Source organism: Salinimicrobium terrae DSM 17865 (assembly GCF_000424665.1).
In the GTDB taxonomy this organism is placed as follows: domain Bacteria; phylum Bacteroidota; class Bacteroidia; order Flavobacteriales; family Flavobacteriaceae; genus Salinimicrobium; species Salinimicrobium terrae.
Genome location: NZ_AUKI01000016.1, coordinates 203087 through 229879, shown reverse-complemented (window position 1 = coordinate 229879; position 26793 = coordinate 203087). Strand labels below are relative to the sequence as shown.

The following is a 26793-nucleotide window of genomic DNA, read 5'->3' as shown; positions in this document are numbered from 1 at the left end:
TTTTCAACCTTTGTACCCGGTACGAAACGAGCAATTTTTATGGAGGAACTTTCTTGTTATCACTGCGGTGATGCGATTAAGTCATGTATTAATTTCGATGACAAGTCTTTTTGCTGCAATGGCTGCAAGACCGTTTATGAAATATTTTCAGAGAACGGCCTCACTTCCTATTATGATATGGAAGCTGCACCCGGTGCGGCACCACCAAAATTCGATGGAAAGTATGATTTTTTGAGCAACGAAAAAATTGCAGAGAAACTACTGGAATTCAATGATGGAAGGCTGCAGGTAATTTGCCTGTACATTCCCCATATTCACTGCAGTTCCTGCATCTGGATCCTTGAAAACCTCAACAAGCTAAGAGCCGAAATCACCACCTCACAAGTAGATTTTCCTAAAAAAAACCTTCGCATTACTTATAATTCAGAAAAACTGAATTTAAAGGATCTGGTGTTATTTCTTAGCAGCATTGGCTACGAGCCATACATAAGTCTGGATGATAGTGAAACCGGAAAAAAGAAAATCAACCGGAGCATTATCTATAAACTGGGCGTTGCAGGTTTTGCTTTTGGGAATGTAATGTTTTTATCCTTTCCCGAATATTTTGAAGTCAATGAATACTGGCTGGAGCAGTATAAAGGTCTTTTTAGATGGCTTATGTTTACCTTTTCCCTTCCCGTTGTTTTTTACGTGGCACGGGATTATTTTATCTCGGCCTACAAAGGTTTACGGGCAAAGATTCTCAATATCGATGTGCCTTTAGCCCTGGGAGTTCTTGTCCTTTTTGTGCGTAGTACATTAGAAATCTCTTTCGACTGGGGCACAGGATTCTTTGACAGTCTTACAGGTCTCGTATTTTTCCTTACCCTCGGAAAATTTTTCCAGCAAAAGACCTATAATTTTCTCTCTTTTGAAAGGGATTATAAATCTTACTTTCCCATTGGTATTACCCGCATCAATCATGATGGGAGGGAAGAAAGTATCCATGTACACGACATTGACAAAGGAGACCGTATTCTTATAAGAAATGAAGAACTTATCCCTGTAGATGGGATCCTCATCAATGGGAATGCCCGTATTGACTACAGCTTTGTAACAGGTGAAGCCGAGGCCGTACATAAAGCATCGGGGGATAAATTATTTGCGGGAGGGCGTCAGGTTTCAGGGATGATTGAAATGGAAGCCCTAAAATCGGTTTCTCAAAGTTACCTCACCAAATTGTGGAGCAATGACGTTTTCCAGGTAAAGAAAGAAGATTCCTTCACCTCCTTTATCAATCATATAAGCAAATACTTTACGATCGTGCTGCTGCTTATTGCTTTCTCGGCTGCAGGGTTCTGGGCGTTTTTAGATTTTGCCACTGCGATAAATGTCTTTACAGCAGTACTCATTATCGCCTGTCCCTGTGCCCTGGCTATGTCGACTCCTTTCACGCTTGGAAATCTATTGCGGATCTTCGGAAATAAGAAATTTTATCTAAAAAATGCCGGGGTGATCGAGCAACTGGCAAAGGCCGATACTTTGATTTTTGACAAAACAGGAACCATCACCTCCAACAAAAAAAGCAGCGTTAGCTACGAGGGCATAATGCTTACTACGGAAGAAGAATCTCTTCTGAAAAATACTCTTCGTGCTTCCAATCACCCGTTAAGTCGCACCTTATATGATATGCTGGCCGAATATGATATCACTCCGCCCGAAGAATTCCGCGAGATCACCGGGAAAGGAATAGAATCAATGCACCAGAAGCAAGCCATGAAAGTAGGTTCAGCCGACTTTGTAGGCAGTACAGTAGCGGCACAAACCCTCAACACTTCAGTTCACATTAGTGCTAACAACGAGTACAAGGGCAGATACATCTTCTATAACGAGTATCGCGAAGGGGTAAAAAAGCTCTTTGCTGAATTGGCACCAAATTACCATCTGTCTATCCTCTCGGGGGATAACGAAGGGGAAAAAACCAGACTGGAACAATTACTACCTGCAAAAACCGAAATGCTTTTTAACCAGAAACCAGAAAATAAACTCGACTACATTGCCTCCCTGCAACAACAGGGGAAAAAGACAATTATGGTGGGCGATGGACTTAATGATGCCGGGGCACTGGCAAAAAGCGAAGTAGGAATCGCAATTTCAGAAAATGTAAATGTTTTCTCCCCTGCCTGTGACGCTATTCTCGACGCGAGCAGGTTCGACAGTCTCTATAAATTCATCAAGGCCTCAAAATCGGCGATGACGGTGATCAAAATAAGTATGACACTTTCCTTTCTGTATAATGTGGTGGGACTTTATTTTGCAGTTACCGGGCAATTATCTCCCATTATTGCAGCCATTCTTATGCCGCTTAGCTCCATTAGCATCATTGCTTTTGCTACAATTTGCACTAATATTATTGGCCGCAGAATATAAGTTCGCACCTGCTAAAAGAACGAACATAGTATAAATTTCAAAAATTCCTATTTAAATTTTTGTAAGAGAGGTGAAAAAACACCTACTTTAGAAGTGTGATTATTTGTTTCCCTGTCGCATGACAGGGAGAGCCAACGAGACAGCAATCCCCTACTTGCTTCTTGTTGATGTAGCTCCTAAAATTCCCCTCTCCTCATTCTTTCAAAAAAGAATTCATATATACTTTATCCATATTGCCAAGATGCAAGTGGTCCTGTTGTTTTGAGTCCGATTACTCTCTATTTTTCGCACAGTCTGTAAGGGATAGATAATTTTTCTATTCCGGTAGATTGAATAATAATTCCATAAACAAGAGGTCATGAAAACGACATTTTTAATACAATTATTTTAAAGGTATGAATAATAGTTTTATTCCCGGGGTATCCAAAAATGCTTCTGAAGAGAACATTTTAAGATTTTATGAAAGAACGGGATTCCAAAAAAGGCATTTTGAGAAGGATATTCGGGTATCGAGTTATGTTCTCTGTGAAATGGAAATGAAGGTCTGAATCTTCAATTTTTATGATTAAGGAAAGACTTGGAACTTAATGCTATCAGAGATAAATATTTCAAGTAAATAGAAGCTGTCTAAAACGGAGTTCTGTCAACCTGAACTTGTTTCAGGTTCTAATAGATTCTGAAATAAATTCAGAATGACTCCACCTTATATATTAGACAGCTTCAATTATCTGATCATTTTAATTTCTAATTTGAAACTTCAGCTTTAATGGCTTCAACAGTTTCGGTATTATCTACGCCAAGACCTTCCTGCTGGTGAACCAACACCCCTTCCTCGTTAAAAACACTAATGATGTTGGAATGTGAAAAATCAATGGGAGAAATCTTTTTATAACTCACAGCCAATACTGCTGCGAATTCCCTGGTGTCCTCGGGCGTACCGCGAAGGAACATCCAGTGATCATCTTCCATTAGATTTTCCTTAGCAAAAGAATTGAGCATCTGTGGAGTATCGGTTTCAGGATCTATGCTCACCATGATAAATTTTGTCTTACCAAGATATTCTTCAGGCACCTGCTTCTCTATATTGCGCATATCCGCAATTAAACGTGGACAGGCAGCTTTGCAGGAAGTATAGATCATTACCATAACGAGCACATTTCCCCGCAAATCTTCCAGCTGAATATCCTTGTTATCCTGTGTAGTCCAGGTAGAGGGTAAATGATAAACCGAAAGATCGGGCAATTCCTTGTTGAAGTCCACAGTGTGGGTTGCAACGACCTTCTCTGAATCCTCAATTTGTCCCTTTTCTTCCCCCGGTTGGTCACAGGACAAAAACAAGAACGGCGACAGCATAAATAATAAATACTTTTTCATCTTTTCAATTTTTATAGGGCCTTTTTCTCTACATCCTCGACACATCTAAACCCAAGATTTTTGCTGGAGTACTTCGCTTTCATACTTCCCCTGAAGGCATACCTCATAAAGGCTGCATAGTTCATAAGATCTGTGGCGCCAACAGCGGCAGCTCCACAGAAGAGGTTATTATCACCGGTACTGTCTTTCCTGGATTCTCCACCAATCATTACGGAATTAAAATCTGAAGTCCATTCCCAGACGAGACCGTGCATATCATACACTCCCCAATAGTTCCTGAAGGTGCTCCCAATTTCATTCTTATAGGTTTTGGGAGTTTCATACCAGCTCAAAATATATTTGTTATAATTTTCTTCCTCTCTTGCATCGGGCTGCTTTTCATTGGCCATTCCTACATACTCCCACTCATCTACCGTTGCAAGTCTCTTCCCTTCACATTCACAGTAATTTTTAGCTGCATACCACGATACATTGGTAACAGGGGCATTTGGAGAACGATCTGAAGGAAAAGCTTCATCGTTTATCCAGTCTTTAAGATAACTTTCATCTGCAAAAAGCCTCTTCACCTCAGAGCGTTTCCACCTTGGGTTCTTCTTCACGAATTCGAGAAATTCTGCATTAGTTACAGGATAAACATCCATATAAAAGTCATTTATTTTTACAGCAGTCTCGGTGCCGTAAAGAGGAATGAATTCCCCTCCTTCAATTTTGACCATGGAACCAGACTGGCCATATGCCTGGCTCTGGATCATTATTGCGATACAAACGGCCAATCTGATTATAGTCTTCATTTTGAATTATTTTACTTTTTTCACCATTTCCTGGGTCACTTCAGTTTTGTTGTTGCCCCAGTTGTTATAGACATAGGTAAGGACCGCAGCCACATCTTCATCGGAGATATTCTGTGGAGGCATGGCACTGTTGTATACATTTCCGTTTACTTCAATTTCTCCGCTTAATCCGAACTTAACTACTTCAATAGATCTGTGAACATCGGCATTTAGATAATCGGAGTTTGCAAGGGGAGGAAAAGCATTTGGTATTCCCGCACCGGTTGCCTGGTGACATGCAAGACAGCTTTGAGTATAGACCTGCTTACCTCTCTCCATTTTATCGGCCATTGACATTTCCGCTACGGGTGCTGAATCTTCAACTTCTTCAACAATTCCGGTAACTGAAGTTCCGGGATTGTAAACACCTTCACTTATTTTTCCACCAAAAACTTTTTCATTTTCAGCTCCTTCTACTTCAAGGATACCTAAAGCTCCTTTGTTAAAGGCTCTAAAGATTGAATGGTCAACTAATACCAACTCTCCCGGTACATCAACCTTAAACTCAACTATTGCAGCACCTCCTGCGGGGATGAGAGTAGTTTGGACATTCTCATTAATTGTGCTTCCTCCTTCAACATATACTTTGTCAAAGATCTCCCCAATCACATGGAAAGAAGATACAAGGTTTGGACCACCGTTTCCTACATACAGTCTCACGGTTTCTCCCACTTTGGCGTGTAATGCGTTTTCACCAGTAAGTCCTCCGACTTTTCCATTGAATACCACATAATCTGCATCCTCATCTACTGCCTTGTTCATATCAAAAGGCTGCAAGCCTCTTTCTCCAAACTCACCTTCTGTGTAAAAATCTCCCTGCATTACATAATATTCTCTGTCAACGGGAGGTAGTCCCCCTTCCGGTTCAACAAGAATAAGTCCATACATCCCGTTCGCTATGTGCATTCCCACCGGTGCGGTAGCACAGTGATAAACGTAAAGACCTGGGTTCATGGTTTTAAATGTAAAAGTTGCCTGCTGTCCTGGAGCTACATAAGAAGACTCGGCTCCTCCCCCAGGTCCTGTCACTGCGTGCAGGTCAATATTGTGAGGCAGTTTACTATCAGGGTGGTTTTTGAAGTGGAACTCAATCTCATCTCCTACCCGCGTACGGATAAAGCTTCCCGGAACCGAACCATCAAATGTCCAGTAGTTATAGGTAACCCCGTCTGCCATTTCCATTTCTTTTTCTACCACCTCCATATTAACGATGAGTTTGGTAGCCGCTCTTTTTCCAACAGGTCTTGGCACCATGGGCGGAGCAGTCATTTCGGCTTCGCTCTCTCCATACACCTTCATAAGTTCAGGATTTTCTTTTGCAGCCACAGCTTTCTCACATGAGGTAAGGACCCCTGCAACAAGCGCAGCAAGAAAGAAAAGGTATACAAATCTCTTTTTTGAAGTTTTGAAATTTTTCATGATCAGAAGTGTTTAATTTTTAATTTCAGATACAAATGTCCGAATTAAGTTCCCTCCTGAATATGAGGCTAATCATATCTAACTGAATTTTTTAGAATTTCTTTTCAGGCAAAACCTGATCAAGATCATATTTCGAAAAATACATACCTGCTAGTTTTGCCCGAATATATAAATAGGTATGAGCGTCATCTATTTACTCCTTACAATAAGCATTATTGTAGCGGTATTTTTTTTCGTTGTTTTCATTATAGCCGTTAGAAATGGCCAGTTCGACGATGACTATACCCCTTCTGTGCGCATTTTATTTGAGGATGAGCTCGTAAAAGAGAAACCCAAAAAAAATAATCAAGACAATTAAGTATGGAATTGCAACAGTTCTACTACGACAACAAAATCGTAAAAAATTTCATTTACGCTACTCTTCTTTGGGGAGTAATTGGAATGCTCGTCGGGCTACTTTTAGCTTTTTTATTCATTTTTCCTAACCTGACCGATGGAATCTCCTGGTTGAGTTTTGGTCGTTTACGACCTCTCCATACAAATGCAGTGATCTTTGCCTTTGTAGGTAATGCCATTTTTGCCGGGGTTTATTACTCCACCCAACGATTGTTGAAAGCCAGGATGTACAGTGATATCCTTAGTAAAATCAACTTTTGGGGATGGCAGCTTATCATTGTTGGCGCTGCAATTACTTTACCTTTAGGTTTTACAAGTTCCAAAGAATATGCAGAGCTGGAGTGGCCTTTTGATATCGCTATTGCCGTGGTTTGGGTTGTATTCGGCTGGAACCTCATTGCTACCATTTTTAAAAGAAGACAAAGGCATCTATATGTTGCAATATGGTTCTACATCGCCACCTTCGTAACTGTTGCTGTACTACATATATTCAACAGTCTCGCAATTCCGGTTGGTCTGTTTAAGAGTTATTCTGCTTACGCAGGAGTTCAGGATGCACTGGTACAGTGGTGGTATGGACACAATGCTGTGGCATTTTTCCTTACCACACCTTTTCTGGGGCTTATGTACTACTTTGTTCCAAAAGCAGCAAACAGACCCGTTTACTCCTATAAACTATCTATTATTCACTTTTGGTCCTTAATATTTATTTATATCTGGGCGGGACCTCATCACCTATTGTATACTTCCCTGCCAGACTGGGCACAGAACCTTGGAGTCGCATTCTCAGTAATGCTTCTTATGCCGTCGTGGGGTGGTATGATCAACGGGCTTCTTACCCTACGGGGAGCATGGGATAAAGTTAAAACAGATCCTGTTCTTAAATTCATGGTAGTAGCGATCACCGGTTATGGAATGGCGACCTTTGAAGGGCCTATGCTTTCCCTCAAAAACGTAAATGCCATAGCCCATTATACAGACTGGATCATTGCTCACGTACATGTAGGAGCACTTGCCTGGAACGGATTTCTCACCTTTGGGATGATCTATTGGCTTGTCCCCAGGATGTTCAAGACAAAACTTTACTCAATAAAACTTGCTAACGCTCATTTTTGGGTTGGCACCCTCGGGATCATTATTTATACTTTGCCAATGTATGTGGCAGGTTTTGTACAAGCTTCCATGTGGAAACAATTTAACCCCGACGGAACTCTTGTTTACGGAAACTTCCTTGAAACCGTGACCGAAATTATGCCTATGTACTGGTTCAGGGCCATTGGAGGAAGTATGTACATCTTAGGAATGTTCGTTTTACTGTACAACATGTATAAAACAGTTAAAGCCGGAACTGAAGTTACAGATGAACTGGCAGAAGCTGCTCCTTTACAAAAGATAAGCAACAAAAGACTGGCCGGGGAAGGTTTCCACACCTGGCTTGAGCGAAAACCTGTACAACTCACCATTCTTGCGACCATTGCGATCCTTATAGGAGGAATTATCCAAATCGTGCCTACCCTTCTGGTAAAATCTAACATACCCACTATAACCAGTGTTAAGCCTTACACTCCGCTGGAATTGGAAGGAAGAGACATCTATATAAGAGAAGGATGTGTTTCCTGCCACTCTCAAATGATACGACCATTTAGAAGTGAAGTGGAACGATATGGTGAATATTCAAAGGCCGGAGAATACGTCTATGATCACCCCTTCCTGTGGGGAAGTAAAAGAACCGGACCCGATTTGATGCGGGTGGGAGGAAAATATTCAGATAACTGGCACTTTAACCATATGTATGATCCACAAAGTACCTCTTCAGGATCCATCATGCCCGGCTACAAGTGGCTTATTACCGATGAGCACGACCGTTCAAATATTGAGGACAAAATGGAAGCGATGGTACAGTTAGGCGTTCCCTATACAGAAGCTGAGATCGCAAGTGCCCAGGCTAATATGGAAGAACAGGCTGCTCAAATCCAGCAGAACCTCTATACCGATCCCGACTTTGTTGCCACATATGAAGCCGATAAGAAATATGCAGAAGAGAACGGGCTGGATTTCATTGAAATGAAAAATCGGGAAATAGTGGCTCTTATTGCTTACATGCAGCGATTGGGAACAGATATTAAAGTGGTCAATACAACAACCTCAAATTAAATTACCATGTTAAAATTTGTAAAAGGACATATGGAGAGCATTGCCGGAATAGAGATATATCCTATTATTTCACTGCTCATTTTCTTCCTCTTTTTTGTAGCTCTTTTCTGGTGGGTCTTTACTGCCAAAAAAGACTACATCAACACTGTAGAACAAATTCCATTAGAAAACGATAATAACGATCAGAACCAATGAGACATGCAATCCCGGCCTGGATAAGAATCCCAATATTTTTCTTGATCATTGCAGGAGCCCTGGAATACTTTGTAGATTCAGGGGGTAATTTTGCCTTCGTGGAATATCCACTTCTGGCAGTCGTGCTCCTTATTTTCCTGCTAGTATTAATTGCTGCGGAATTTATTCTAGATGCTTTCGAGAACATTATGTTCCAATCTCTATCTCCCGAAGCTAAAGAGCGCTATATGGCTGCTCACGAGGAGAGAATGAAGAAATATGATATGAAAGAGATCTATCGGAAAATGATGGGAACCCGTCCAATTTCTGAAGAAAGAGATCTCGAACTCGATCACAACTATGACGGAATCAAGGAATTGGATAACAAACTCCCGCCATGGTGGTTATATAGTTTTTACGCTTCAATTATTTTTGCTGTAGGTTATATGGCCTACTACCACATCCTGGGCGGCGAGAACCAAACAGCCGAATTTGAACAGGAAATGCTGGCAGCAGAGATCGAAATTGAAGAGTATAGAAAAAACACACCCGATCTAATTGATGCCGAAAGCGTAGTACTGCTTACAGATGCTGCAGAACTTGAAAAAGGAGAATCTATCTATATGACAAATTGTATGGCCTGTCATGCTGCCGATGGTGGTGGTGGAATTGGACCCAACCTTGTCGATGAACACTGGATCCTTGGAGGTGGAATTAAAAATGTTTATAACACCATTGCTGAAGGAGGACGTGCAGGTAAAGGTATGGTGGCCTGGAACTCCATTTTAAATCCAACAGAAATACAGCAGGTATCGAGTTACATTATAAGCCTGCAGGGAACAACTCCGGCAAATCCTACGGATGCAGAAGGAGAAGTGTGGACAGGAGAATAGACCCAGAACTTAAATTTTAAAGAAAAACTATTGGATACAGAGGATAATAACTTCAGGGACCGCATTGGCACTATGAATGCCGAAGGCAAGAGGGCCTGGGTATATCCTAAAAAACCTGATGGCCGTTTTTATAAATACCGAACCTGGTTAACCTGGTTCCTTTTAATTTTTCTTATTGCATCCCCATTTATTCACATAAATGGAAATCAATTCATGCTGTTCAATATATTGGGGCGGGAATTCCACATTTTTGGCCAACCCTTCTGGCCTCAGGATTTTTACCTTGGGGTAACAGCAATGATCATTGCGGTTTTGTTTATCACCCTCTTCACTTCTGCCTTTGGAAGAATATTCTGCGGGTGGATTTGTCCACAGACCATTTTTATGGAAATGGTCTTTCGAAAGATCGAATATTGGATTGAAGGAGACCGTGGCGCCCAGATGAGGTTGGATAAAGAGGAGTGGACAAGTGATAAAATAAAAAAGAAAGGATTCAAATGGTTTTTGTTCTTTCTAATCTCTTTTGGAATTGCAAATGTTTTTCTGGCCTACCTGGTGGGAAGTAAAAGGCTGCTACAGTATGTAACTGAGGGACCGCTGGAAAACCTGAGCACATTTATTGCATTGTTAATTTTTACAGGAGTATTCTATTTCATCTTCTCCTGGTTCAGGGAACAGGTATGTACTATAGCATGTCCATATGGAAGGCTTCAAAGTGTGCTTCTGGATAAAAAATCTGTAGTAGTTGCTTACGACCATAAAAGGGGAGAAAGAAGCCTTGGGCGGTCTAAGTTTAAAAAGAACGAAGACAGGCAGGAGTTAGGGAAAGGAGATTGTATAGATTGTTCTCAATGTGTACAGGTATGTCCAACAGGTATAGACATAAGGAACGGCACACAGTTGGAATGTATTAACTGCACAGCTTGTATAGATGCCTGCGATATCATAATGGAGAAGGTAGATCTTCCAAAAGGGCTAATAGGCTTCTATTCAGAAGAGAATATTGAGAAGGAAGAGAAGGTGAGATTCAATTCGAGAATGAAAGGTTTCGCAGCCATATTATTTGTGCTTGTAGGCATCCTCTCCGGAATGCTGTTTATACGAACAGATGTGGAGGCTACCGTTTTGAGACTTCCGGGTCAGCTTTATGAAACACAAGAGAATAACATTATTAGTAATGTTTACACATTCAAGCTAATAAATAAGACTACAGGTAGTTTTGAAGATGTACATTTCAAATTGCTGTCTCACAAGGGTAGTATAGAATCTGTCACTCATGAGAGGATCATAGTTCCTGAAAAAGGACTTGCAGAAGGGACTTTATTCATCGAAATCCCAAAAGCTCTTTTAAAGGATGAAAAGAACAGTGTGGAAATAGGAATTTACAGTGGAGAAAAATTAATTGAAACCACCAGTACAAATTTCATGGGGCCCAGAAGCTTCAGGTAACTTTTAAACAAAAAAAGATGCTAGTAAAAGAAATATTATCGGAATTACCAACAGCCATCAAACCGGTTGTTAGAAAATTTGAACAGGAAGAAGGTTCACACGTTCTGGCCATTGGTTTAAATAAGCATGTGGAACTTAAAGAACATAAGAGCGATATTCCCGCAAGGATTCTTGTAATCAAAGGAGCTATTACTTATATAGCCGGCGAAAAGAGAACAGAACTTGCCCTTTTTGACGAGCATATAATTCCGGTAGGAGAATTCCATTCAGTCGAACCACAGGAAGACAGTATCTTCCTCGTAATAAAAAAATAAGATCATGAAAATATCCTGGGGTACATCAATTGTTTTGGCCATTATAAGTTTTATAGCCTTTATCATGTTTTTTGTGGTCACCATGCTCACAGATGAAGCTTACAGCCATGATCTGGTTGTAGAAGAATATTACAAAAATGAGTTGACATTTCAGGAACAATTAGATAAAACCCGGAATGCTACAAAATTATCTGAGAATATAAACCTGAAAAAAACTTCTGAAGGATTGGCTGTAACCTTTCCAGAAGAACTTGATGCTAAAGAAATTACCGGAAAGGTGTTCCTATACCGGCCGTCAAATAAGCGACTGGACTCTGAGATTCCTCTCTCATTGTCCTCACATCAATTGCTCGTACCTGATAAGAGCTTGTTAGGCGGCCGCTGGCACATCATTATTGACTGGGAATACCGGGATGAAAAATATTATTTTAAACAAGACATCAATTATTAAGTGCTCTATTCTGCATTCATATTAGGAATTCTGGGAAGTTTTCACTGTATTGGAATGTGCGGACCCATTGCTTTTATGCTACCGGTATCCCGTGAGAACAAAGTCTTAAAATTTGTCCAGATCTTTCTCTATCACTTTGGAAGGCTATTATCTTATGGCATTATTGGACTTTTATTCGGTCTAATTGGAAAGAGTCTGGACCTTTTCGGAATTCAGCAACAATTATCTATAGGTGTCGGTGTTCTCATGATCCTGGTGATCATTATCCCATCAAAAAAGGTTCAAAAATTCAATTTTTCTCAACCCTTATATCGCTTTGTCGGAAGAATCAAATCCTCCCTTGGGGCCGCATTAAAGAAAAGAACGCCCGATACCTTTTTTACAATTGGATTTCTCAACGGCTTTTTACCGTGCGGACTAGTTTACATGGCAGTTTTTGGTTCAATTGCCGCAGGCGAAATATTTACAGGAAGTCTTTATATGCTTCTTTTTGGACTGGGTACTATCCCTCTCATGACCACTGCCGTTTACTTTAGCAGTCTTCTGGGAGGTAACATGAGAAGAAAAGTACAGCGCTTAATTCCTGCTTTTGTTATCCTTATCGGATTCCTTTTTATTATAAGAGGAATGGGACTCGATATCCCGTACCTGTCTCCTGCCCCTACGACTGCAATAGTAGATGCCGCAGCCGGCTGTCACTAAATTTCTTCAAGCTATCTTATTATAATTTCTTAGTATAAGGCTTTTTCAAAAACCGGAATGTGCATCCGGTTTTTTTTATTTCTACAACTAGAATAGAATTCAGTAGCCTCAATACCTTTTTTAAGGCTTTTTGAAGAAATAATCTGTTTCGAAATATGAGAATTATCAGTTTTTTAGGAGTAGAATTTACTCTTTACCGATGTAACATACTCATTTTACCGATGTTACCTTAAAAATCAAAAAAACCTGAGTTAATAATATGCGAGCATAAGAATCTTATCGAAAGCTGACCCGCGTCATACCTTAACCTGCATATCTACCCCATCTTTGTATCATAATTAAAAACAAAAATCATGAGAACGAAAAAGAATTTTTGGTTAGTACTCGGAAGCTTTTTAGTAATGGCTTTTACAGGGCAAACAATGATGGCTCAATCATATAATGTAGATAGCAAGGCTTCAGATCTTAAAGTTTTGGGGACTTCTAATATCCACGACTGGGAAATGAAGGCAGAAAGCTTCCAGGGAAGTATGAAAGCACAATTAGAAGATGGACAACTGGTACAAATTGAAGGACTTCAGTTTGCAGTGGTTGCAGAAAGTCTTAAAAGTGGCAAAGGGGGAATGGATAAAAACGCTTACAAAGCCCTTGGCACAGATGATCATCAGAGGATCACTTTTCAACTACAGGATGTGAAAAACATTGACTGTACTTCCACGACCAACTGTAAGGTCACCACCACAGGCTACATGACCATAGCCGGGACAAAAAAATTGGTTGATCTTGTTTTTGACGCTAAAGTAAGCGGGAACAAAATTACCCTTTCGGGAGACAAAAAAATTAAAATGACCGAATTCAATGTAGACCCTCCAACTGCAATGTTTGGAACGATTACTACAGGAGATGAAGTAAACATCAAATTTCAATCTGTATTCACTAATTAATTCTAATTCAAATTTCAACTATCAACATTTAAATTATCAAGATGAAAAATTTTATCAAATACTCCGGAATCGCTTTGTTCATGGCGATGGGCTTACAAGCACAAGCACAAGACGTAGACGTCCTTGTCGTGGAAGAAGAGGAAAAAAATGACAGACTTTTCCCAAACTTCAGACCTCCCAGCCAATTGGGGATCAACAATTTTGAACCTAACAAAGATGTTCTAGTTGAAGATTTCGACGGTGTTGAAGTTAGAGTAGGTGGTGCTTTTGCAATCCAGCTTCAGGGACTACGCCAGGAAAATGCTTCAGGTGCTCCTGAACTTGCCGACCTTGGGACCAACTTCAACCTTCCTACCGCCAACCTTACATTGGATGTTATGCTGGCTAAAGGAATGAGAATGCACCTTACTACCTATCTATCTTCCCTACACCACAATGAAACATATGTGAAAGGTGGATATATTCAAATCGATGGTCTTGACTGGCTAAGCGAAGATCTGGGTGGCCTAATGGACAACTGGAGGGTGAAAATTGGTCACATGGAGAACAACTATGGGGATGCACACTTTAGGAGAAGTGATAACGCCATGGCTCTTTACAACCCATTCGTTGGAAACTATTTAATGGATAGCTTTACTACCGAAGTTGGTGCAGAGGTGTACTACTTCAACGGCCCCTGGCTAGCAATGGCAGGTTTTACAAACAGTACTATCAACCAGAGTTCTATAGCAAGCGACAGAGATCCTTCATACCTTGCAAAGATTGGTTTTGACAAGCAAATAAGTGAAGATTTCAGATTTAGATTAACAGGATCTGTCTTTCACTCTAACTTCAGACCAATTGGTGGACGCGGAAGCACACAATACCTTTACGCCGGTGACCGTGCAGGAACAAGATATTACAATGTAATGGACGGCACTTTTAGAGCTGGAAGAATTAACCCTATCGGTGGAGCAGAGTTAACTGCTTTCATGATCAACCCATTCATCAAAGTAGGCGGACTTGAATTCTTTGGAATCTATGAAAATGCATCAGATGAAAGTGATGATTGGAATCAATATGCAGGTGAGCTTATCTACCGCTTTGGAGCAACCGAAAACTTCTATGTAGGTACACGTTACAATACTGTAAGGAATGACGAGGTTTCTGTAAATCGTTTCAACGTAGGCGGTGGATGGTTCATGACCAAAAACGTTGTTGCCAAAGTAGAGTACGTAAACCAGCAGTATAACGACTTCCCTACCGGAGAACTTTATGACGATGCACAATTCAACGGATTTAACATTGAAGCTGTTATTAGCTTCTAATCATAAAAGATTCGTTTGACTTAGCCGGAAATGGGGGAACTAAAATTCCCCCATTTTTTTTTAAATTTATAAACTATGAAAAAAAATGCGTTTGTTGTACTGGTACTTTTTTGTGCTGCAATCACACACGCACAGAATACAAAAAAAAGAGTAACCATTCTCCCCTCCAGTGACCTTACCATAATAGGAGACTCCAACATTGCTAAATTTCAGTGTGAATTCGATACCTCCCACCTTCAGGAATCACAAGTGGTCACCTATCAAAAAACCGGAAATCAAATAAAATTTACCGGGGCTGTACTCACTCTCAATAATCGCGGCTTTGACTGCGGAAGCAAAGGGATTAACCGGGATTTCCACGACCTGTTAAAAACTGAAGAATATCCAAGGATCCTTTTGGAGATGAACAAGGTGATCCTATCCTCTCCTACACAGGGGATAGCAACAGTAACAATCACCATTGCCGGAAAACGAAATAACTATGAAGTACCGGTAATCATAAAAGATGGAGCAATTGCACAGTTTACCGGAAACCTCCACCTTAACATTAAGGACTATGGCCTGGAGGCTCCAAAAAAGCTTTTCGGAATGATCGTTGTCAAAGATGAAATCGATATCAATTTTGATTTACTTGTAAAAAAATAAAAGCATGAAAATAGTATCTGCTGCCGAAGCTGTATCACACGTAAATTCTGGTAACAGGGTATTTTTTCAGGGAGCGGCTATGACCCCCAATATCCTGATTGAAGCACTTGTTGACAGACACACAGAACTTAAAAATGTTGAAATTTTCCATATACATACCGAAGGACCTGCCCGGTATACCCAACCTCCTTATAGGGAATCTTTTTGCCTTAACAGCTGTTTTGCCGCCGGTAACGTCAGGGACGCCATAAATTCCGTATATGGAGCTTACATTCCAATTTTCCTAAGTGAGATCCATCTCCTGTTCAGAAAGAATATTTTACCTCTGGATGTAGCTTTTATACAAGTATCTCCTCCAGATAAACATGGTTTTTGCTCTTTAGGAGTTTCCGTGGATATTACGCTCCCTGCAATTCAGACAGCCAAAAAGGTCATTGCACAGATTAATCCACAGGTGCCAAGAACCCATGGAGACGGGATAATCCACGTGAGTCGCATCACCGCAGCGGTTGAAAGAAATAATCCTCTTCATTCCCATGAACCTGCAGAAGCTTCAGAAATTGAAAAACAAATAGGAAAAAATGTAGCCGAACTTATCGAGGACGGTGCCACTCTACAAATGGGAATTGGGGGAATCCCGAACGTTGTACTCAATAACCTTATGAACCATAAACGTCTGGGTATACATACCGAAATGTTCTCTGACGGAGTTTTACCTCTTATAGAAAAAGGAATTATCACAGGCGAAGAAAAGGAAGTTAAAACCGGTAAGATCGTAACCTGTTTTGCCTTGGGTTCCCAGAAGTTATATGATTTTATAGATGATAACCCAATGATCCATTTTAAAGAGGCTGCTTATACCAATGACACGGCAATAATCAGGAAAAACCCAAAGGTCACTGCCATTAATAGTGCTATTGAGATTGATCTCACAGGACAGGTTTGTGCCGATACTATTGGCACCTACCAGTATTCAGGTGTTGGCGGACAAATGGATTTTATTCGCGGCGCATCACTTTCTGAAGGCGGAAAAGCTATTATTGCAATGCCATCAATTACCTCAAAGGGCTTCTCGAAAATAGTTCCCAACCTTAAAGAAGGCGCAGGAGTAACCACCACAAGAGCACATGTTCATTATATTGCCACAGAATACGGGGTAGTTAATCTCTACGGAAAAAACTTAAAACAACGTGCCAGGGCCTTAATATCAATCGCGCACCCAAATCATAGAGAAGCACTGGAAGAGGAAGCCTGGCACCGCATGAACAAAATCAGGTAACTAAAAGACTTTTCAAAAATGCCATTTTTGAGTACCTTTAGTGGGCTTAAAAAAGAAAAAAATGAAAAGTAGCTTCAGTGAAATTATCAACGACAATAAACCGGTACTTGTAGATTTCTTCGCAGATTGGTGTGGACCATGTAAGGCCCTCGCCCCTATCCTTAAAGATGCGAAAGCAGATTTGGGAGAGAAGGTGAAGATTGTGAAGATCGATGTGGATAAGAACCAGCCCCTGGCAGAGAAATATCAGGTGCGTGGGGTACCCACCCTTATCCTTTTTAAAAATGGTGAACAATTATGGCGTCAATCTGGGGTTATTCCAAAGGCAGACCTTGTTCAGCTTATAAACTCCCACCAGTAGATATATGATAGACGAAAACCTGCTGTTAAATCACGGTGCAAAGAAAGTGGCCTTTTCTAAGGGAGACCAGTTGTTCCGGGAGGGAGAGTCCGCGCTCAATTTTTACCAGGTAGCTTCAGGAGAAATAAAAATGAACAACTACAATGAAGAAGGGAAAGAGTTCATACAGGGCATTTTTTCCATCGGTCAAAGCTTTGGAGAACCACCATTACTGGCCAATGTGAAATATCCGGCAAATGCTGAAGCCATTTCAGATGCAGAAGTTTTTCAGTTAACAAAAGAACAATTTCTGCAATTGCTTTCCTCAAATCCCACGGTTCACCTTAAAATTACCACTACTCTAGCAAAGAGACTTTACTACAAGGCTATCATGGTTTCAGAAATCTCAAGCCAGGAACCGGAACACAGAATCCTACGCATCATCGATTATCTAAAACATGTTGATAAGGTGGAAGGGGAGTTCAATTACAAGCTTAATCTTACCCGTCAACAACTCGCCGATCTAACGGGTTTGCGGGTCGAGACAGTGATACGGGCCACCAAATCCCTCGAAAAAAAGGGAGAATTACAGATAAAGAAAAGAAAAGTTTATCGGTAGAACCTCATTTTCAAATATTTAAGATTTCTAACCGGGACATAAATGTCCTGTTTTATGATCCTAATCATATTCTCTCCCGGCCTATAAATTTAATTTTACAGCATAATTAAATAGAAAAGGATATGAAACTTTACAACACACTTTACAAAGATTTTGAAGAACTTTACGTTGGATATTCGGCGGTAGCCATAATTCTCTCTACCTGTTTGGGTGCGGCTGCAGCAATGGTTATCCTTATGAATGGGCATGATCTTGTTCAAATGCTACAGTTATTTTTAGTGGTTGCAGTGTGTATGATTTATATGACTTCAGTTCTGGCTCAATTTAAACCCAAATTTGTATTTAATACTTTAATCATAAGTTTGCTCGTGAGCGCCATCCTGCTTTTGATAAATGTCGCAATGCGTTATTAAGCATTAGGAGAAAAATTGATGAAAAAAGATCTACAAAACCGGGAGGATGTTTTCCTCCTGGTTTCTACTTTTTATAATAAAGTGAGAGCCAACGAAAATATTGGACATTTCTTCAATGATACTATTGAGGATTGGCCTGCTCATCTCGAGAAGCTTACAGATTTTTGGGAAACAAATCTTTTCCTGGTAAGCAAGTTTAGGGGAAATCCAATGAGAGCGCACAAGCAGGTGGATGAGGAATTCAATAACAATATTGAACAGGCACATTTTGGAGAATGGCTCAATATGTGGTACCAGACTATCGATGAACTTTTTGAAGGAGAACGAGCCATCCTAGCCAAGAACCGCGCAAGAAATATGGCGCACAATCTTTTTATGAATATCTATATGAGTAGGAAGAAATAAGTCTGGAAATTACAAGCACCAATACTCAAAATCAAAATCCTGGCCATTTTTGAACCGTCTTTGTTGCCGAAGTGCAGCGAGGACTAGTCATCTCCTTTTACGATATTCTATTTTTCAGTTTCTATTCAGAAGATACAGAAAATTTAGAAGTTAAAATCCTGTTATTAAGCCTCTGTAAATAGACCACAAGTCTTATCTTAAAGAGAAACAAAAGAAAAAATTTATGGAATTACAGGATAAGGTAGCGGTAGTTACCGGCGCCAGCAGTGGAATAGGCAGAGCAATAGCCAAAGCACTTTCTGAAGCTGGATGCAAAGTAGCATTGGCCAGCCGCAGTGTAGACAAACTAAGAGATTTACAGGAGGAATTAAAACAGAAAAGCCTCGTGGTACGAATGGACGTAAAGGATTCAGAAAGCGTACAGGGTGCATTTAAAGATATTTGGGATGAATTTGGTCAGATACATATCCTGGTGAACTGTGCCGGGGTGATGCCACTCACATACCTTAAAAATCAACATTTGGAGGAGTGGCTGGAGACCATTGAGGTCAATGTAAAGGGCACTTTACGGTGTATAAATGCTGTCCTGCCGGCCATGAAAAATCAAATGAATGGCCATATTGTAAACATCGCATCTGTTGACGGAATTGAAGTTTTCAAAGGTGGCGCGGTTTACGGTGCCTCAAAAGCTGCGGTTATCGCCCTTTCCCGTGCAATGCGTATGGAACTTTCCCCCGAATTTAATATTCGGGTGACTTCGATCGAACCGGGAACAGTGGCGACGAATCTCAGGAATGATATCACAGATAAAGAACTTCTGGATGAAAAAGATTATTCTGAAGATGAGCCCAAATTAGATCCGGGGAATATTGCCGATGCAGTTCTTTATGCGATTACCCAACCTGATACCGTTAATGTAAACGAACTTATGATAAAGCCTACCGGCAAGGCTTAAAGGGTTAAAAAACTGTTATTTGGAAAGTCTTTAACGCAGGATATGTCTTTTGTTCACGACCTTGTAAAGGAATCTAAAAAAACCAATAAAATGGACTTGAAGAAAAATGCAAAAGATGCAGGTGAAAAAGTAGTAAAGCTATGGGCTGCTAAAAAAGGCTTTCAAATGACCGGTAGTATTCTTAAATGGGGTGCTATCGCGGGAGCTGGATATTACGCCTACACACTTGTAAGAGATAATAAAGATCAGATCAAGGCTAAATTGTCTTAAACAATAATAATTGTTGATAGTGAAAGGCTGCGGGGGAAATTAATATTAATTTTCCCCGACAGCCTTTTTTTTTTAGTTCTGGGCGCTAAGTTCCGGAGCAGAATATGATAACCTTAGACCTTTCAATTTTATTCCATAATACTACTTCGAAAAGTTGCGTCCGCGGTTCAAAGAGAGGTTTTACAAGAGAGGCTTTGTAAATGGCATGGCCAAAGTGATCTCTGGAATATATCATCCTATAAGATCTACGCGGTTTGTTTCGGAAATCTTTGCAACAGCTCATCCTGGCCGTAATTGGCAATAAAATCATCTGCACCTTGACTCCTGCTAATTTCGGCATGGACTGAAATTAGCACTACTGAAAAATTATTCTTTGGCACACTTTAAAAAGAGGTTCCTGGATGAACATAAAGATTTTTATGTAGTAAAATGACTCTCTTTTCGATATTGAAAATAGTTTTGCCTATAACCTCCTATGTTAATTTTGATGCTATTCCTGTACATTTTCCTTTGATTATGATTTAAGTCAGTTTTCTGATGCTAATGCTGAATTAACTTTGTCCATTGATTCACAAATAGTTAAGGCGTTAATGAAACCGACACAAAAAATAATAGAATTAATTGAAAAAGGAGATCCTCTTCCTATTTTAGCTGAAGAGTCACTGGCAGAAAATTTTAATGAGCTTTTAAAGTATCAATTGATAGATATTATAGATGATCGGGTGGTTCTTACCCAAAGAGGTCTGGCAGCAAAAGATCTCAGTTTTGATAAAGTACTCGCTGATCTAAAGACACAGGAAGAATTAAAAGAATTTTCTTTAGGCACTCAAAAAAAAGAATCGAAAATAACACATCTCTGCTTAGGGTTATGCTTAACTCTCCTGGTTTTCTTTGTTGCAGTTGCACTTTCCGATTGTGAAATATTGTTCTAAAGTAATAAATAGCCGAAATTGTATCTTCCCTGTAAAATTACTTCTACTAATAGCTATAACTGTAGGTCTTTTTTCTTTAATCATTATTTTCTCTGAACAATCTCTCCCTTCAGAACTGAGAGAGCTAACTTTGACCGTTGTCGAGGATTCAATCTTCATGTGCAGGATCTTAGCTACCTTTTTGGAGAGAAAAAGTTAACGATTTGACCAAAAGGAGAGATGTATAAAAAGCCCTTCCTAAAAAGAAAAACTTTTCATTCTTTTTTTAAAATTAAATTATTGAATAGCCTTTGTTTTAAATTCTCATTGAATTAATTCTTTGCAGGTTAAAAACCTTTGTACTCTTTTTCCCTCTTTCAGCTTTTTTAATATTAAAAACTGCCAATTAAATAAGACAAAGACTAAATCATCCCCAAAAATTTAGCTAATTAATTGAATATAAACCAGTTTGACTAACTTAGCTTAAATAACAAAAAACAAATACTATGAAAAATTTTATGTCTACTTTCCGTTTTTTCTTCCTCTTTTCTTTCCTTTTAATGGTGGCTGGATGCTCAGATCCTGATGAAGAAGTAATGCAAGATCTTAACAGCCAGATAAATTTAGAGGTTGAACAAAAGCAAAAGAAAGCCAACAATGCTGTCATAGCTAAAGAATACACAGTAGATCTGGATGAGCTAAACAATTCAGGGGTGGAAGGGACGGCCGAACTTTCGCTTGTGAGAGATCAGTTAACTGTAAAGATTTACGCCACAGGATTAGAACCAGACATGCCTCATCCCCAACATATCCATGGGTTCAAAGAAAATAATAAAAATGCGAAGTGTCCTACATCCTCTGCCGATTCGGATGGCGACGGATTCGTTGAATTGGGTGAGGGACTCCCTTTTTATGGTCCAGTTTTATTACCACTAACTCCTTTCCCTACCGCACCGGATGGAACAATAGAATTTACACAAACCTACACAGTGGATGAAAATATGTTTATAACACCACTCCAGAATAATGCTATTGTTCTACACGGGATGACAGCTGAGCTTACTCAAGAAGTTGATGGTGAGATCGTTGTTGTTAATGATTACATTGTAACTTTACCTGTGGCATGTGGGCAAATTAGACCCAGCCAAGGAAGGAACTAAATATGTTTAATTAAAGTAAAAGCTTTAAAAGAACACCTCGTTATAGGTGTTCTTTATTTTTTTGGTAACCTTCAGTTAATTTCTTCTTAAAAGATTTCCACTTTCTTTGTTCTAATTGTCTTACATAATCTAAATGGGTATAAGATGACACAGATACCCTTATAAGCAAGAGAGCTTTTTTGCCTGAGTATGCTTAATAGAAAATTTTAATGTGATTGTGATTAAATGTTTAAACGAAAAGGGAGGTCCAGGAATGGTCTCCCTTTTTCCATAAAAACAGTTAAATTGTTCATTTTAGCTTAGAAAATAATCGTGCCATCTGTTCACTAACCTTCTCCTCCAGGATCTGGCCGTAATGAGCTTGTGTTATGCCTATTCGGGAATGACCTATAATTTTAACTTACCTTCATACCTATTTAAAAGTTTCTGAGCAATAGGTAAGACTGGAACTGATAGAAATTTTCCAGTTTTCTCCTCTATGACTTCAAAAGGTCCAAAATGGAAAATTAAAAAAACCTGCTTCTAGTGGTGCAGGCTCTTATACTCGTTCAACTGAATGCTAAATATCTATTTCTTCTAAAAGAGTGCTCAACTCAGTTCTTAGTTCCTCATGTTGCTGTCGCAACTCCTCGTGTTCATCCGTCATCTCTTCATGCCCCTCCACCAATCTCTCATGGTCCTCTCTCATTTTATCAATTTGTGCCTCCATTTCTTCTGGAGTAAGCTCACCAAAACCGTCTTTTAGTTCCTCATGACCTTGAAGAAGCGCTTGGTGGCCCTGCAGTATTGCCTCATGTCTTTGAAGAATCACTTCATGTTCAGCCAGGTCTGGGAGTCCCACGGTCTCCTCGCTGAGATTATCGATTAGATTTGTTAACTCCAAGTGTTCCTGACCGAGTAGCTCATTTGCCTCCGAAAGTTCCTGATGAACCTCCGTCAATCTTTGGCTCTCTCCTAACAAGGTGTCGTACTCTTCGCGGAGTTCGGCTGATTTATCATCGCAGCTCACAAGTACAAATGCTAAAACTGTGAAAATTATATTTAGTTTATTCATTTTTAATAGTTTATTTAATTACTTGCTAATATCTAAAATAGAAAATTTAATTTCTTTAAGCAAAAGTTAAAAAGGTAAAAATACACAACCATGGTTAATAGATCTTAACAGGCACTGAGTATTGGTAAAGTTTTTGCGGTTCTTTTAGTACAATTAATTAATATGAAATTTCCACTACTCATTCTGTTATTTTTCTCCTCTCTGTCCCACTCCCAAACCGCCACTCTTGAAGAACTGCAGGAGAAGCGACAAGAGCTAAAACACAACATTATTATTCTTCAGGATTCTTTAACTTCAATTAGTGAAAAAATCAATGAATTTCCCATTCAAGATGTTTCTCAACCAGTAGGAGCATATGGTACAGAGGGTGCAGCTCTGAGAAAGGAACCTGATAAAAAGGGAGAAGTAATCCTGACTCTTAACAAAAAAACTACCGTTCAAGTTGTTGATTTATTTAGAGGTTACTATCTCGTATGTATAGCTGGGAATTGTGGCTACGTTCACAAATCCTACATAAGGAAAAACAAAACCAAATAGGAAATTTTCTAATATACTTTATTAGAAATTTCTGACACTGGTGGATAAATGTTCATTTCCTCAATAACCTTTTCATCGGCAATTGTCTCTCTCTTCAATGACTTTAAATAAGACTTTTATTCTTTAACAGTATGGTTAAATCACAGTTAAACAGGTAATAAAACAGGGTAGCCTGGACAAAATTCTTTAAATTAAGGAGAAGTCTAATTAAAATAAAAACTATGAAAATTTTACAATACATTTTAAGCAGCTTTCTCATACTATGTACAACAAGCGTGTTTGCACAACAAGATTTTGATACTTGGGATGAGGACGATGACTATCTTATAGAAAAGGAAGAATTTGTCGATAAATTTACAAGTGAGTATTATTCTGCTTGGGCTGAAGGAGCTGACCCTCAAGGAGTAATAGAGGAAGGTTTTTTTAGGGAATCTTTTGCAGGATTGGATACAGACAATGATGGTTTTCTTTCTGATGAGGAATGGCTGATAGGATATAATTATTTCTATGATGACTATTTAGTAAATGAAATTGCGTTTATTGATACTGATGATGATGGTTTGATAGACTATGATGAATATTATGAGGTGATATATGATACTGATTATTTCACAGATGTTGATTTAGATAGTGATAACTACATAAGTGAACACGAGCTTGCCGAATATGTCTTTAACAATTGGGATACTAATGATAACGGTGTCTTAAGCAGATATGAGTGGAACAGTTTTAAACTGTACTATCTTGACGTATAAAACCTGAAGAGGAATTTAAAGAAAGGGATAGCCATTGACAGGTTGTCCCTTTTTGTTTTAGATCACCTGGACAATTTTTTGCAGCAGTAGAATATTCCCACAAACTCAGAATAGGCAAAGAAGCGAACTTTTAAAGAAGGTGAATCATTGAACAAATATTCTAATTTCACTTCCATAGATTAAGAAAGCACCCTTCAAGAGAGTGCCTTCTTTTTCTAAATCTCAGTTTTTAATTTTGAAATTAGTTTCTTCATTTCCACATCTACCTTTTCTTGCAGAATCTGACCATAATGAGCTTGTGTAATCCCAATACGAGAATATCCCAATAGCTTACTTACAACTTCCATTGGAACATCATTTAGGAGCAGCACAGTAGTCGCAAAAGTTTTTCTAGCAATGTGGTGAGTCAGGTTAATTTTCAGCTCGCATAGATCTGCTATTTCCTTTAAATAAGCGTTGGAGTGAGCATTTGTTTTAGCAGGCAGAACTCTTCCTTCAGCTAAGACACCATTGTACTTATCGAAAACTCTTTGAGCTACAGGTAACATAGGAACAGAAATAGTCTTACCTGTTTTCTGCCGTTTCATTCGAATCCACTTTTTTCCATCTTCCCCTTTTACAATATGCTCCTTTTTGAGATTACTCATTTCTTTAAAAGCCAAGCCAGTGTAACGACAGAAAACAAAACAATCCCTCACCTCTTCCAGCCGCTTATTTCCAAATTCTTTATTTTGTAACGGGGAAAGCTCATCCTTTGTAAGGAATACAACCTCTTTTTTTGCTGGTTTAGGTTTATGCATCAGGAAAGGGTTCTTGTCCAGATACTCATGTGCTACAGCAAAATTGATCATCTTCTTAAACCTTTGTAGAGTTTTATTGATGGTGCTTTGCTGCATATTCTCCTCAGTTCTTAGATAGTATTCAAAATCTTTAATAAACTGGAATTTTAGGCTGCTCAACTTCACCTCTTTTTTCTGAAACTTCCACTGTATAAATTTTTTAAGGTGACCTTTTTTGTTTTCAAACTTCTGCCAGGAAACCTCTTTAAGATCTTTCCCTACAAGTTTCTTGTAATAATTGTTATGCTCCACATATGCAGCTATAACTCCCATTTCCTTTTTGGCATCTTCTCCGCAGTAGATTTTGTAAACATCATCTACATCAAAAAAATCTCCTTTAATCTGGAGCATCAAAAAAGCCTGAACAAGTTTTTGCTTAATCAGGCTTATCTGAGAGTTTACTGTTTGGTAACTTTCACCAGTATCTAAAACTTTCTGTTTTTCCTGGCTCCAGTGATCAGGATTAATAAAGATTCCTGTGGAGAATTGCTTAACTCTTTTTTCTAAAGTAACCCTACAACGTAAGGGTGCTAATCCTGTTTTATTAGTCTTACCTTTTTGTAATAAAAATGTAATTTTCATATTATTTTAGTTTTAGTTGGTTATTAATTTTTGAAAGTGGGGTACAGCAAAATTTTTGGGGTACTGTATGGGGTACAGAAAGTGATGAAAAAGTTGACAACTTGACTAAACGAAAAAATTTCAAATAAAAAAAGGCTGCTTTTTAGGCAGCCCTTATTATTAAGGATTTCTTTGTGTCATTAAATTAATTACAAATTCAAAAATCCTTCTATGGATAAATCGAGATTTACAGTTGAATTTGATTCTACTGTTATTTCATTCAGAGCAAGCTCCCCTTCTAGATTCATATCCAGCTCTCCCTGCAATTCCAGTTTTCCGTCATTGTCCTCATCCTCATAGGAAGCAAATACAAGCTTATAATTCCCTTCTTCAAGGAAATGTAGGGAAAAATTTCCATTAGCATCATTTACCGCTGTACTGCTTACGGCATTTGAAAAGAGTAATCCATCTGCGTTTGATTGGGTTTCGCTTTCACTGTAGGAACCTGATTCATAAGCATAAACAACAACAGCTTCCGCACCAGTCGCCGTACGATTAGAAATTTTTCCTGTTATAGTTCCAGTTTCCAACTTGTTCACTGCACGAAAGCTATTGGAAAGTTGAGCACTACTTACAAAACTATAACCTCCTTCAGCACCGTAGCGAAGACTTTTTCTGAGGTCAAAATCGAGGATAAGTTGATTCTCCCCCGTAGCAAAAATTTCGGCATGATCATTAATAACAATGCTGTTTTGTGCAGGAATAAGGACTTCCTTTTCGCCGTCGGCAGTGAGTACATAATTCCCAGGAGTATTCCCTGAGGCATCTGTTGCGTCATCCAATACCAGTACAATTTCTGAAGTATTACCCGCTTCAAGGTCAACATGTCCCAATAATTCGGTATTTCCTTCAGTAAGACTGCTTACATCCAAAGTGGTTCTTTGGAAACTCTCCAGAGCCATTCCATTGACTCTTACCTCGGCAATTGTTATGAAAATCCCTTGCACTCCAGTATTGTCAACAGGAGAATCGGTTAAATAAACCTCAGTGGAGTAAGTCTCGGTTGTAGAAACATTTTCCGCTTCATCGTCTGCCGAGCAAGACAACATCAAACTTAAAAACAGCAAATAAATGGTAGGTTTAAATTTGTTCATTGAAATCATAATTATGGTTTTTAGCACAATTGTGCCGTTAATATTTAACAAACGCAAATTTGAAAAGAGTATTTAAAAAA

29 protein-coding genes are annotated in these 26793 nt (G+C 39.2%); 23 read left to right on the top strand and 6 right to left on the bottom strand.

Annotated features, from left to right (window positions below; all coding sequences use genetic code 11):
- Positions 1-39 precede the first annotated feature (39 nt).
- Complete coding sequence (locus tag H148_RS0106570) at positions 40-2409, top strand: heavy metal translocating P-type ATPase (protein WP_029034102.1); 2370 nt, start codon at positions 40-42, stop codon at positions 2407-2409.
- Between the two features lie 744 nt (positions 2410-3153).
- On the opposite strand, the gene H148_RS0106560 is transcribed toward H148_RS0106570, so the two are convergent.
- The 3 genes from H148_RS0106560 to nirK are packed head-to-tail and all read right to left on the bottom strand — an operon-like array spanning position 3154 to position 6032.
- Positions 3154-3783, bottom strand: a complete 630-nt coding sequence (locus H148_RS0106560; protein ID WP_029034101.1) for an SCO family protein — start codon at positions 3781-3783, stop codon at positions 3154-3156.
- Positions 3784-3794: 11 nt separating this feature from the next.
- Complete coding sequence (locus H148_RS0106555; protein WP_029034100.1) at positions 3795-4574, bottom strand: formylglycine-generating enzyme family protein; 780 nt, start codon at positions 4572-4574, stop codon at positions 3795-3797.
- Between the two features lie 6 nt (positions 4575-4580).
- Positions 4581-6032: a copper-containing nitrite reductase gene (gene nirK, locus H148_RS0106550; RefSeq protein WP_029034099.1), complete on the bottom strand. Its 1452-nt coding sequence runs from the start codon at positions 6030-6032 to the stop codon at positions 4581-4583.
- 178 nt (positions 6033-6210) lie between these two features.
- Between nirK and ccoS the strand changes: the two genes are divergently transcribed.
- From ccoS to H148_RS17340, 20 genes are all read left to right on the top strand, one after another.
- Positions 6211-6390 (top strand): cbb3-type cytochrome oxidase assembly protein CcoS, encoded by a 180-nt coding sequence (gene ccoS / locus H148_RS0106545; protein ID WP_029034098.1) that lies wholly within the window; start codon positions 6211-6213, stop codon positions 6388-6390.
- Between the two features lie 2 nt (positions 6391-6392).
- Entirely contained in the window at positions 6393-8582 is a 2190-nt protein-coding gene (gene ccoN / locus H148_RS0106540; protein ID WP_029034097.1) for a cytochrome-c oxidase, cbb3-type subunit I, read from the top strand.
- A gap of 6 nt (positions 8583-8588) precedes the next feature.
- On the top strand, positions 8589-8777 hold the full coding sequence (locus H148_RS0106535; RefSeq protein WP_029034096.1) for a cytochrome c oxidase subunit IV: 189 nt from the start codon (positions 8589-8591) through the stop codon (positions 8775-8777).
- Positions 8774-9649, top strand: a complete 876-nt coding sequence (locus tag H148_RS0106530; RefSeq protein WP_029034095.1) for a cbb3-type cytochrome c oxidase N-terminal domain-containing protein — start codon at positions 8774-8776, stop codon at positions 9647-9649. Before H148_RS0106535 ends, H148_RS0106530 begins: the two co-directional genes overlap by 4 nt.
- Positions 9650-9679: 30 nt before the next feature.
- Positions 9680-11098: a cytochrome c oxidase accessory protein CcoG gene (gene ccoG, locus H148_RS0106525; protein ID WP_029034094.1), complete on the top strand. Its 1419-nt coding sequence runs from the start codon at positions 9680-9682 to the stop codon at positions 11096-11098.
- Between the two features lie 17 nt (positions 11099-11115).
- The gene (locus H148_RS0106520; protein ID WP_029034093.1) at positions 11116-11412 is read left to right on the top strand and encodes a cupin domain-containing protein; all 297 of its coding nucleotides are present in this window, start codon (positions 11116-11118) and stop codon (positions 11410-11412) included.
- Between the two features lie 4 nt (positions 11413-11416).
- Positions 11417-11863, top strand: a complete 447-nt coding sequence (locus H148_RS0106515; protein ID WP_029034092.1) for a FixH family protein — start codon at positions 11417-11419, stop codon at positions 11861-11863.
- Positions 11864-12565, top strand: a complete 702-nt coding sequence (locus tag H148_RS0106510) for a sulfite exporter TauE/SafE family protein (RefSeq protein WP_029034091.1) — start codon at positions 11864-11866, stop codon at positions 12563-12565.
- 353 nt (positions 12566-12918) lie between these two features.
- Entirely contained in the window at positions 12919-13509 is a 591-nt protein-coding gene (locus tag H148_RS0106505) for a YceI family protein (RefSeq protein WP_029034090.1), read from the top strand.
- A 41-nt stretch (positions 13510-13550) separates the two neighbouring features.
- Positions 13551-14816, top strand: coding sequence for a hypothetical protein (locus H148_RS0106500; RefSeq protein ID WP_029034089.1), 1266 nt, complete (start codon positions 13551-13553; stop codon positions 14814-14816).
- Positions 14817-14891: 75 nt separating this feature from the next.
- Entirely contained in the window at positions 14892-15461 is a 570-nt protein-coding gene (locus H148_RS0106495) for a YceI family protein (RefSeq protein WP_029034088.1), read from the top strand.
- Positions 15462-15465: 4 nt separating this feature from the next.
- Positions 15466-16740 carry an acetyl-CoA hydrolase/transferase family protein gene (locus H148_RS0106490; protein WP_029034087.1) on the top strand — a complete coding sequence of 425 codons (1275 nt, stop codon included), beginning with the start codon at positions 15466-15468 and terminating at the stop codon, positions 16738-16740.
- 61 nt (positions 16741-16801) lie between these two features.
- Positions 16802-17101, top strand: a complete 300-nt coding sequence (trxA, locus tag H148_RS0106485; protein WP_029034086.1) for a thioredoxin — start codon at positions 16802-16804, stop codon at positions 17099-17101.
- A gap of 4 nt (positions 17102-17105) precedes the next feature.
- Entirely contained in the window at positions 17106-17699 is a 594-nt protein-coding gene (locus H148_RS0106480) for a Crp/Fnr family transcriptional regulator (RefSeq protein WP_029034085.1), read from the top strand.
- A gap of 122 nt (positions 17700-17821) precedes the next feature.
- Positions 17822-18112 carry a hypothetical protein gene (locus H148_RS0106475; protein ID WP_029034084.1) on the top strand — a complete coding sequence of 97 codons (291 nt, stop codon included), beginning with the start codon at positions 17822-17824 and terminating at the stop codon, positions 18110-18112.
- 18 nt (positions 18113-18130) lie between these two features.
- On the top strand, positions 18131-18517 hold the full coding sequence (locus H148_RS0106470) for a group III truncated hemoglobin (RefSeq protein ID WP_029034083.1): 387 nt from the start codon (positions 18131-18133) through the stop codon (positions 18515-18517).
- A 223-nt stretch (positions 18518-18740) separates the two neighbouring features.
- The gene (locus H148_RS0106465; RefSeq protein WP_029034082.1) at positions 18741-19472 is read left to right on the top strand and encodes an SDR family oxidoreductase; all 732 of its coding nucleotides are present in this window, start codon (positions 18741-18743) and stop codon (positions 19470-19472) included.
- Positions 19473-19562: 90 nt separating this feature from the next.
- Positions 19563-19742, top strand: coding sequence for a hypothetical protein (locus H148_RS0106460; RefSeq protein WP_156877213.1), 180 nt, complete (start codon positions 19563-19565; stop codon positions 19740-19742).
- 590 nt (positions 19743-20332) lie between these two features.
- The gene (locus H148_RS0106450; RefSeq protein WP_029034080.1) at positions 20333-20674 is read left to right on the top strand and encodes a hypothetical protein; all 342 of its coding nucleotides are present in this window, start codon (positions 20333-20335) and stop codon (positions 20672-20674) included.
- A 485-nt stretch (positions 20675-21159) separates the two neighbouring features.
- On the top strand, positions 21160-21813 hold the full coding sequence (locus H148_RS17340) for a hypothetical protein (RefSeq protein ID WP_051286245.1): 654 nt from the start codon (positions 21160-21162) through the stop codon (positions 21811-21813).
- Positions 21814-22372: 559 nt separating this feature from the next.
- Here the strand turns inward: H148_RS17340 and H148_RS0106440 are convergent.
- A complete protein-coding gene (locus H148_RS0106440; protein ID WP_029034079.1) occupies positions 22373-22867 on the bottom strand; it encodes a hypothetical protein in 495 nt (164 codons plus the stop codon).
- A gap of 162 nt (positions 22868-23029) precedes the next feature.
- Between H148_RS0106440 and H148_RS0106435 the strand changes: the two genes are divergently transcribed.
- Both H148_RS0106435 and H148_RS0106430 read left to right on the top strand, forming a co-directional pair.
- A complete protein-coding gene (locus H148_RS0106435) occupies positions 23030-23404 on the top strand; it encodes an SH3 domain-containing protein (RefSeq protein WP_029034078.1) in 375 nt (124 codons plus the stop codon).
- Positions 23405-23625: 221 nt separating this feature from the next.
- Entirely contained in the window at positions 23626-24159 is a 534-nt protein-coding gene (locus H148_RS0106430) for an EF-hand domain-containing protein (protein ID WP_156877212.1), read from the top strand.
- Positions 24160-24374: 215 nt separating this feature from the next.
- On the opposite strand, the gene H148_RS0106425 is transcribed toward H148_RS0106430, so the two are convergent.
- Positions 24375-25580 (bottom strand): site-specific integrase, encoded by a 1206-nt coding sequence (locus H148_RS0106425; protein ID WP_029034076.1) that lies wholly within the window; start codon positions 25578-25580, stop codon positions 24375-24377.
- Positions 25581-25768: 188 nt separating this feature from the next.
- Positions 25769-26713, bottom strand: a complete 945-nt coding sequence (locus H148_RS0106420) for a DUF4382 domain-containing protein (protein WP_037324752.1) — start codon at positions 26711-26713, stop codon at positions 25769-25771.
- Positions 26714-26793: the final 80 nt, after the last annotated feature.

What these genes read in the sequence shown, in the direction of transcription:
- H148_RS0106570 (WP_029034102.1), top strand. Translation starts at nt 40, where the DNA reads ATGGAGGAACTTTCTTGTTATCACTGCGGTGATGCGATTAAGTCATGT.
- H148_RS0106470 (WP_029034083.1), top strand. Translation starts at nt 18,131, where the DNA reads ATGAAAAAAGATCTACAAAACCGGGAGGATGTTTTCCTCCTGGTTTCT.
- H148_RS0106430 (WP_156877212.1), top strand. Translation starts at nt 23,626, where the DNA reads ATGAAAATTTTACAATACATTTTAAGCAGCTTTCTCATACTATGTACA.
- H148_RS0106465 (WP_029034082.1), top strand. Translation starts at nt 18,741, where the DNA reads ATGGAATTACAGGATAAGGTAGCGGTAGTTACCGGCGCCAGCAGTGGA.
- H148_RS0106420 (WP_037324752.1), bottom strand. Translation starts at nt 26,713, where the DNA reads ATGAACAAATTTAAACCTACCATTTATTTGCTGTTTTTAAGTTTGATG.
- H148_RS0106530 (WP_029034095.1), top strand. Translation starts at nt 8,774, where the DNA reads ATGAGACATGCAATCCCGGCCTGGATAAGAATCCCAATATTTTTCTTG.
- H148_RS17340 (WP_051286245.1), top strand. Translation starts at nt 21,160, where the DNA reads ATGAAAAATTTTATGTCTACTTTCCGTTTTTTCTTCCTCTTTTCTTTC.
- H148_RS0106480 (WP_029034085.1), top strand. Translation starts at nt 17,106, where the DNA reads ATGATAGACGAAAACCTGCTGTTAAATCACGGTGCAAAGAAAGTGGCC.
- H148_RS0106555 (WP_029034100.1), bottom strand. Translation starts at nt 4,574, where the DNA reads ATGAAGACTATAATCAGATTGGCCGTTTGTATCGCAATAATGATCCAG.
- trxA (WP_029034086.1), top strand. Translation starts at nt 16,802, where the DNA reads ATGAAAAGTAGCTTCAGTGAAATTATCAACGACAATAAACCGGTACTT.
- ccoS (WP_029034098.1), top strand. Translation starts at nt 6,211, where the DNA reads ATGAGCGTCATCTATTTACTCCTTACAATAAGCATTATTGTAGCGGTA.
- H148_RS0106560 (WP_029034101.1), bottom strand. Translation starts at nt 3,783, where the DNA reads ATGAAAAAGTATTTATTATTTATGCTGTCGCCGTTCTTGTTTTTGTCC.
- H148_RS0106520 (WP_029034093.1), top strand. Translation starts at nt 11,116, where the DNA reads ATGCTAGTAAAAGAAATATTATCGGAATTACCAACAGCCATCAAACCG.
- H148_RS0106500 (WP_029034089.1), top strand. Translation starts at nt 13,551, where the DNA reads ATGAAAAATTTTATCAAATACTCCGGAATCGCTTTGTTCATGGCGATG.
- H148_RS0106425 (WP_029034076.1), bottom strand. Translation starts at nt 25,580, where the DNA reads ATGAAAATTACATTTTTATTACAAAAAGGTAAGACTAATAAAACAGGA.
- H148_RS0106505 (WP_029034090.1), top strand. Translation starts at nt 12,919, where the DNA reads ATGAGAACGAAAAAGAATTTTTGGTTAGTACTCGGAAGCTTTTTAGTA.
- ccoN (WP_029034097.1), top strand. Translation starts at nt 6,393, where the DNA reads ATGGAATTGCAACAGTTCTACTACGACAACAAAATCGTAAAAAATTTC.
- H148_RS0106435 (WP_029034078.1), top strand. Translation starts at nt 23,030, where the DNA reads ATGAAATTTCCACTACTCATTCTGTTATTTTTCTCCTCTCTGTCCCAC.
- H148_RS0106535 (WP_029034096.1), top strand. Translation starts at nt 8,589, where the DNA reads ATGTTAAAATTTGTAAAAGGACATATGGAGAGCATTGCCGGAATAGAG.
- H148_RS0106450 (WP_029034080.1), top strand. Translation starts at nt 20,333, where the DNA reads ATGAAACCGACACAAAAAATAATAGAATTAATTGAAAAAGGAGATCCT.
- H148_RS0106460 (WP_156877213.1), top strand. Translation starts at nt 19,563, where the DNA reads ATGGACTTGAAGAAAAATGCAAAAGATGCAGGTGAAAAAGTAGTAAAG.
- H148_RS0106515 (WP_029034092.1), top strand. Translation starts at nt 11,417, where the DNA reads ATGAAAATATCCTGGGGTACATCAATTGTTTTGGCCATTATAAGTTTT.
- H148_RS0106475 (WP_029034084.1), top strand. Translation starts at nt 17,822, where the DNA reads ATGAAACTTTACAACACACTTTACAAAGATTTTGAAGAACTTTACGTT.
- nirK (WP_029034099.1), bottom strand. Translation starts at nt 6,032, where the DNA reads ATGAAAAATTTCAAAACTTCAAAAAAGAGATTTGTATACCTTTTCTTT.
- H148_RS0106495 (WP_029034088.1), top strand. Translation starts at nt 14,892, where the DNA reads ATGAAAAAAAATGCGTTTGTTGTACTGGTACTTTTTTGTGCTGCAATC.
- H148_RS0106490 (WP_029034087.1), top strand. Translation starts at nt 15,466, where the DNA reads ATGAAAATAGTATCTGCTGCCGAAGCTGTATCACACGTAAATTCTGGT.
- H148_RS0106440 (WP_029034079.1), bottom strand. Translation starts at nt 22,867, where the DNA reads ATGAATAAACTAAATATAATTTTCACAGTTTTAGCATTTGTACTTGTG.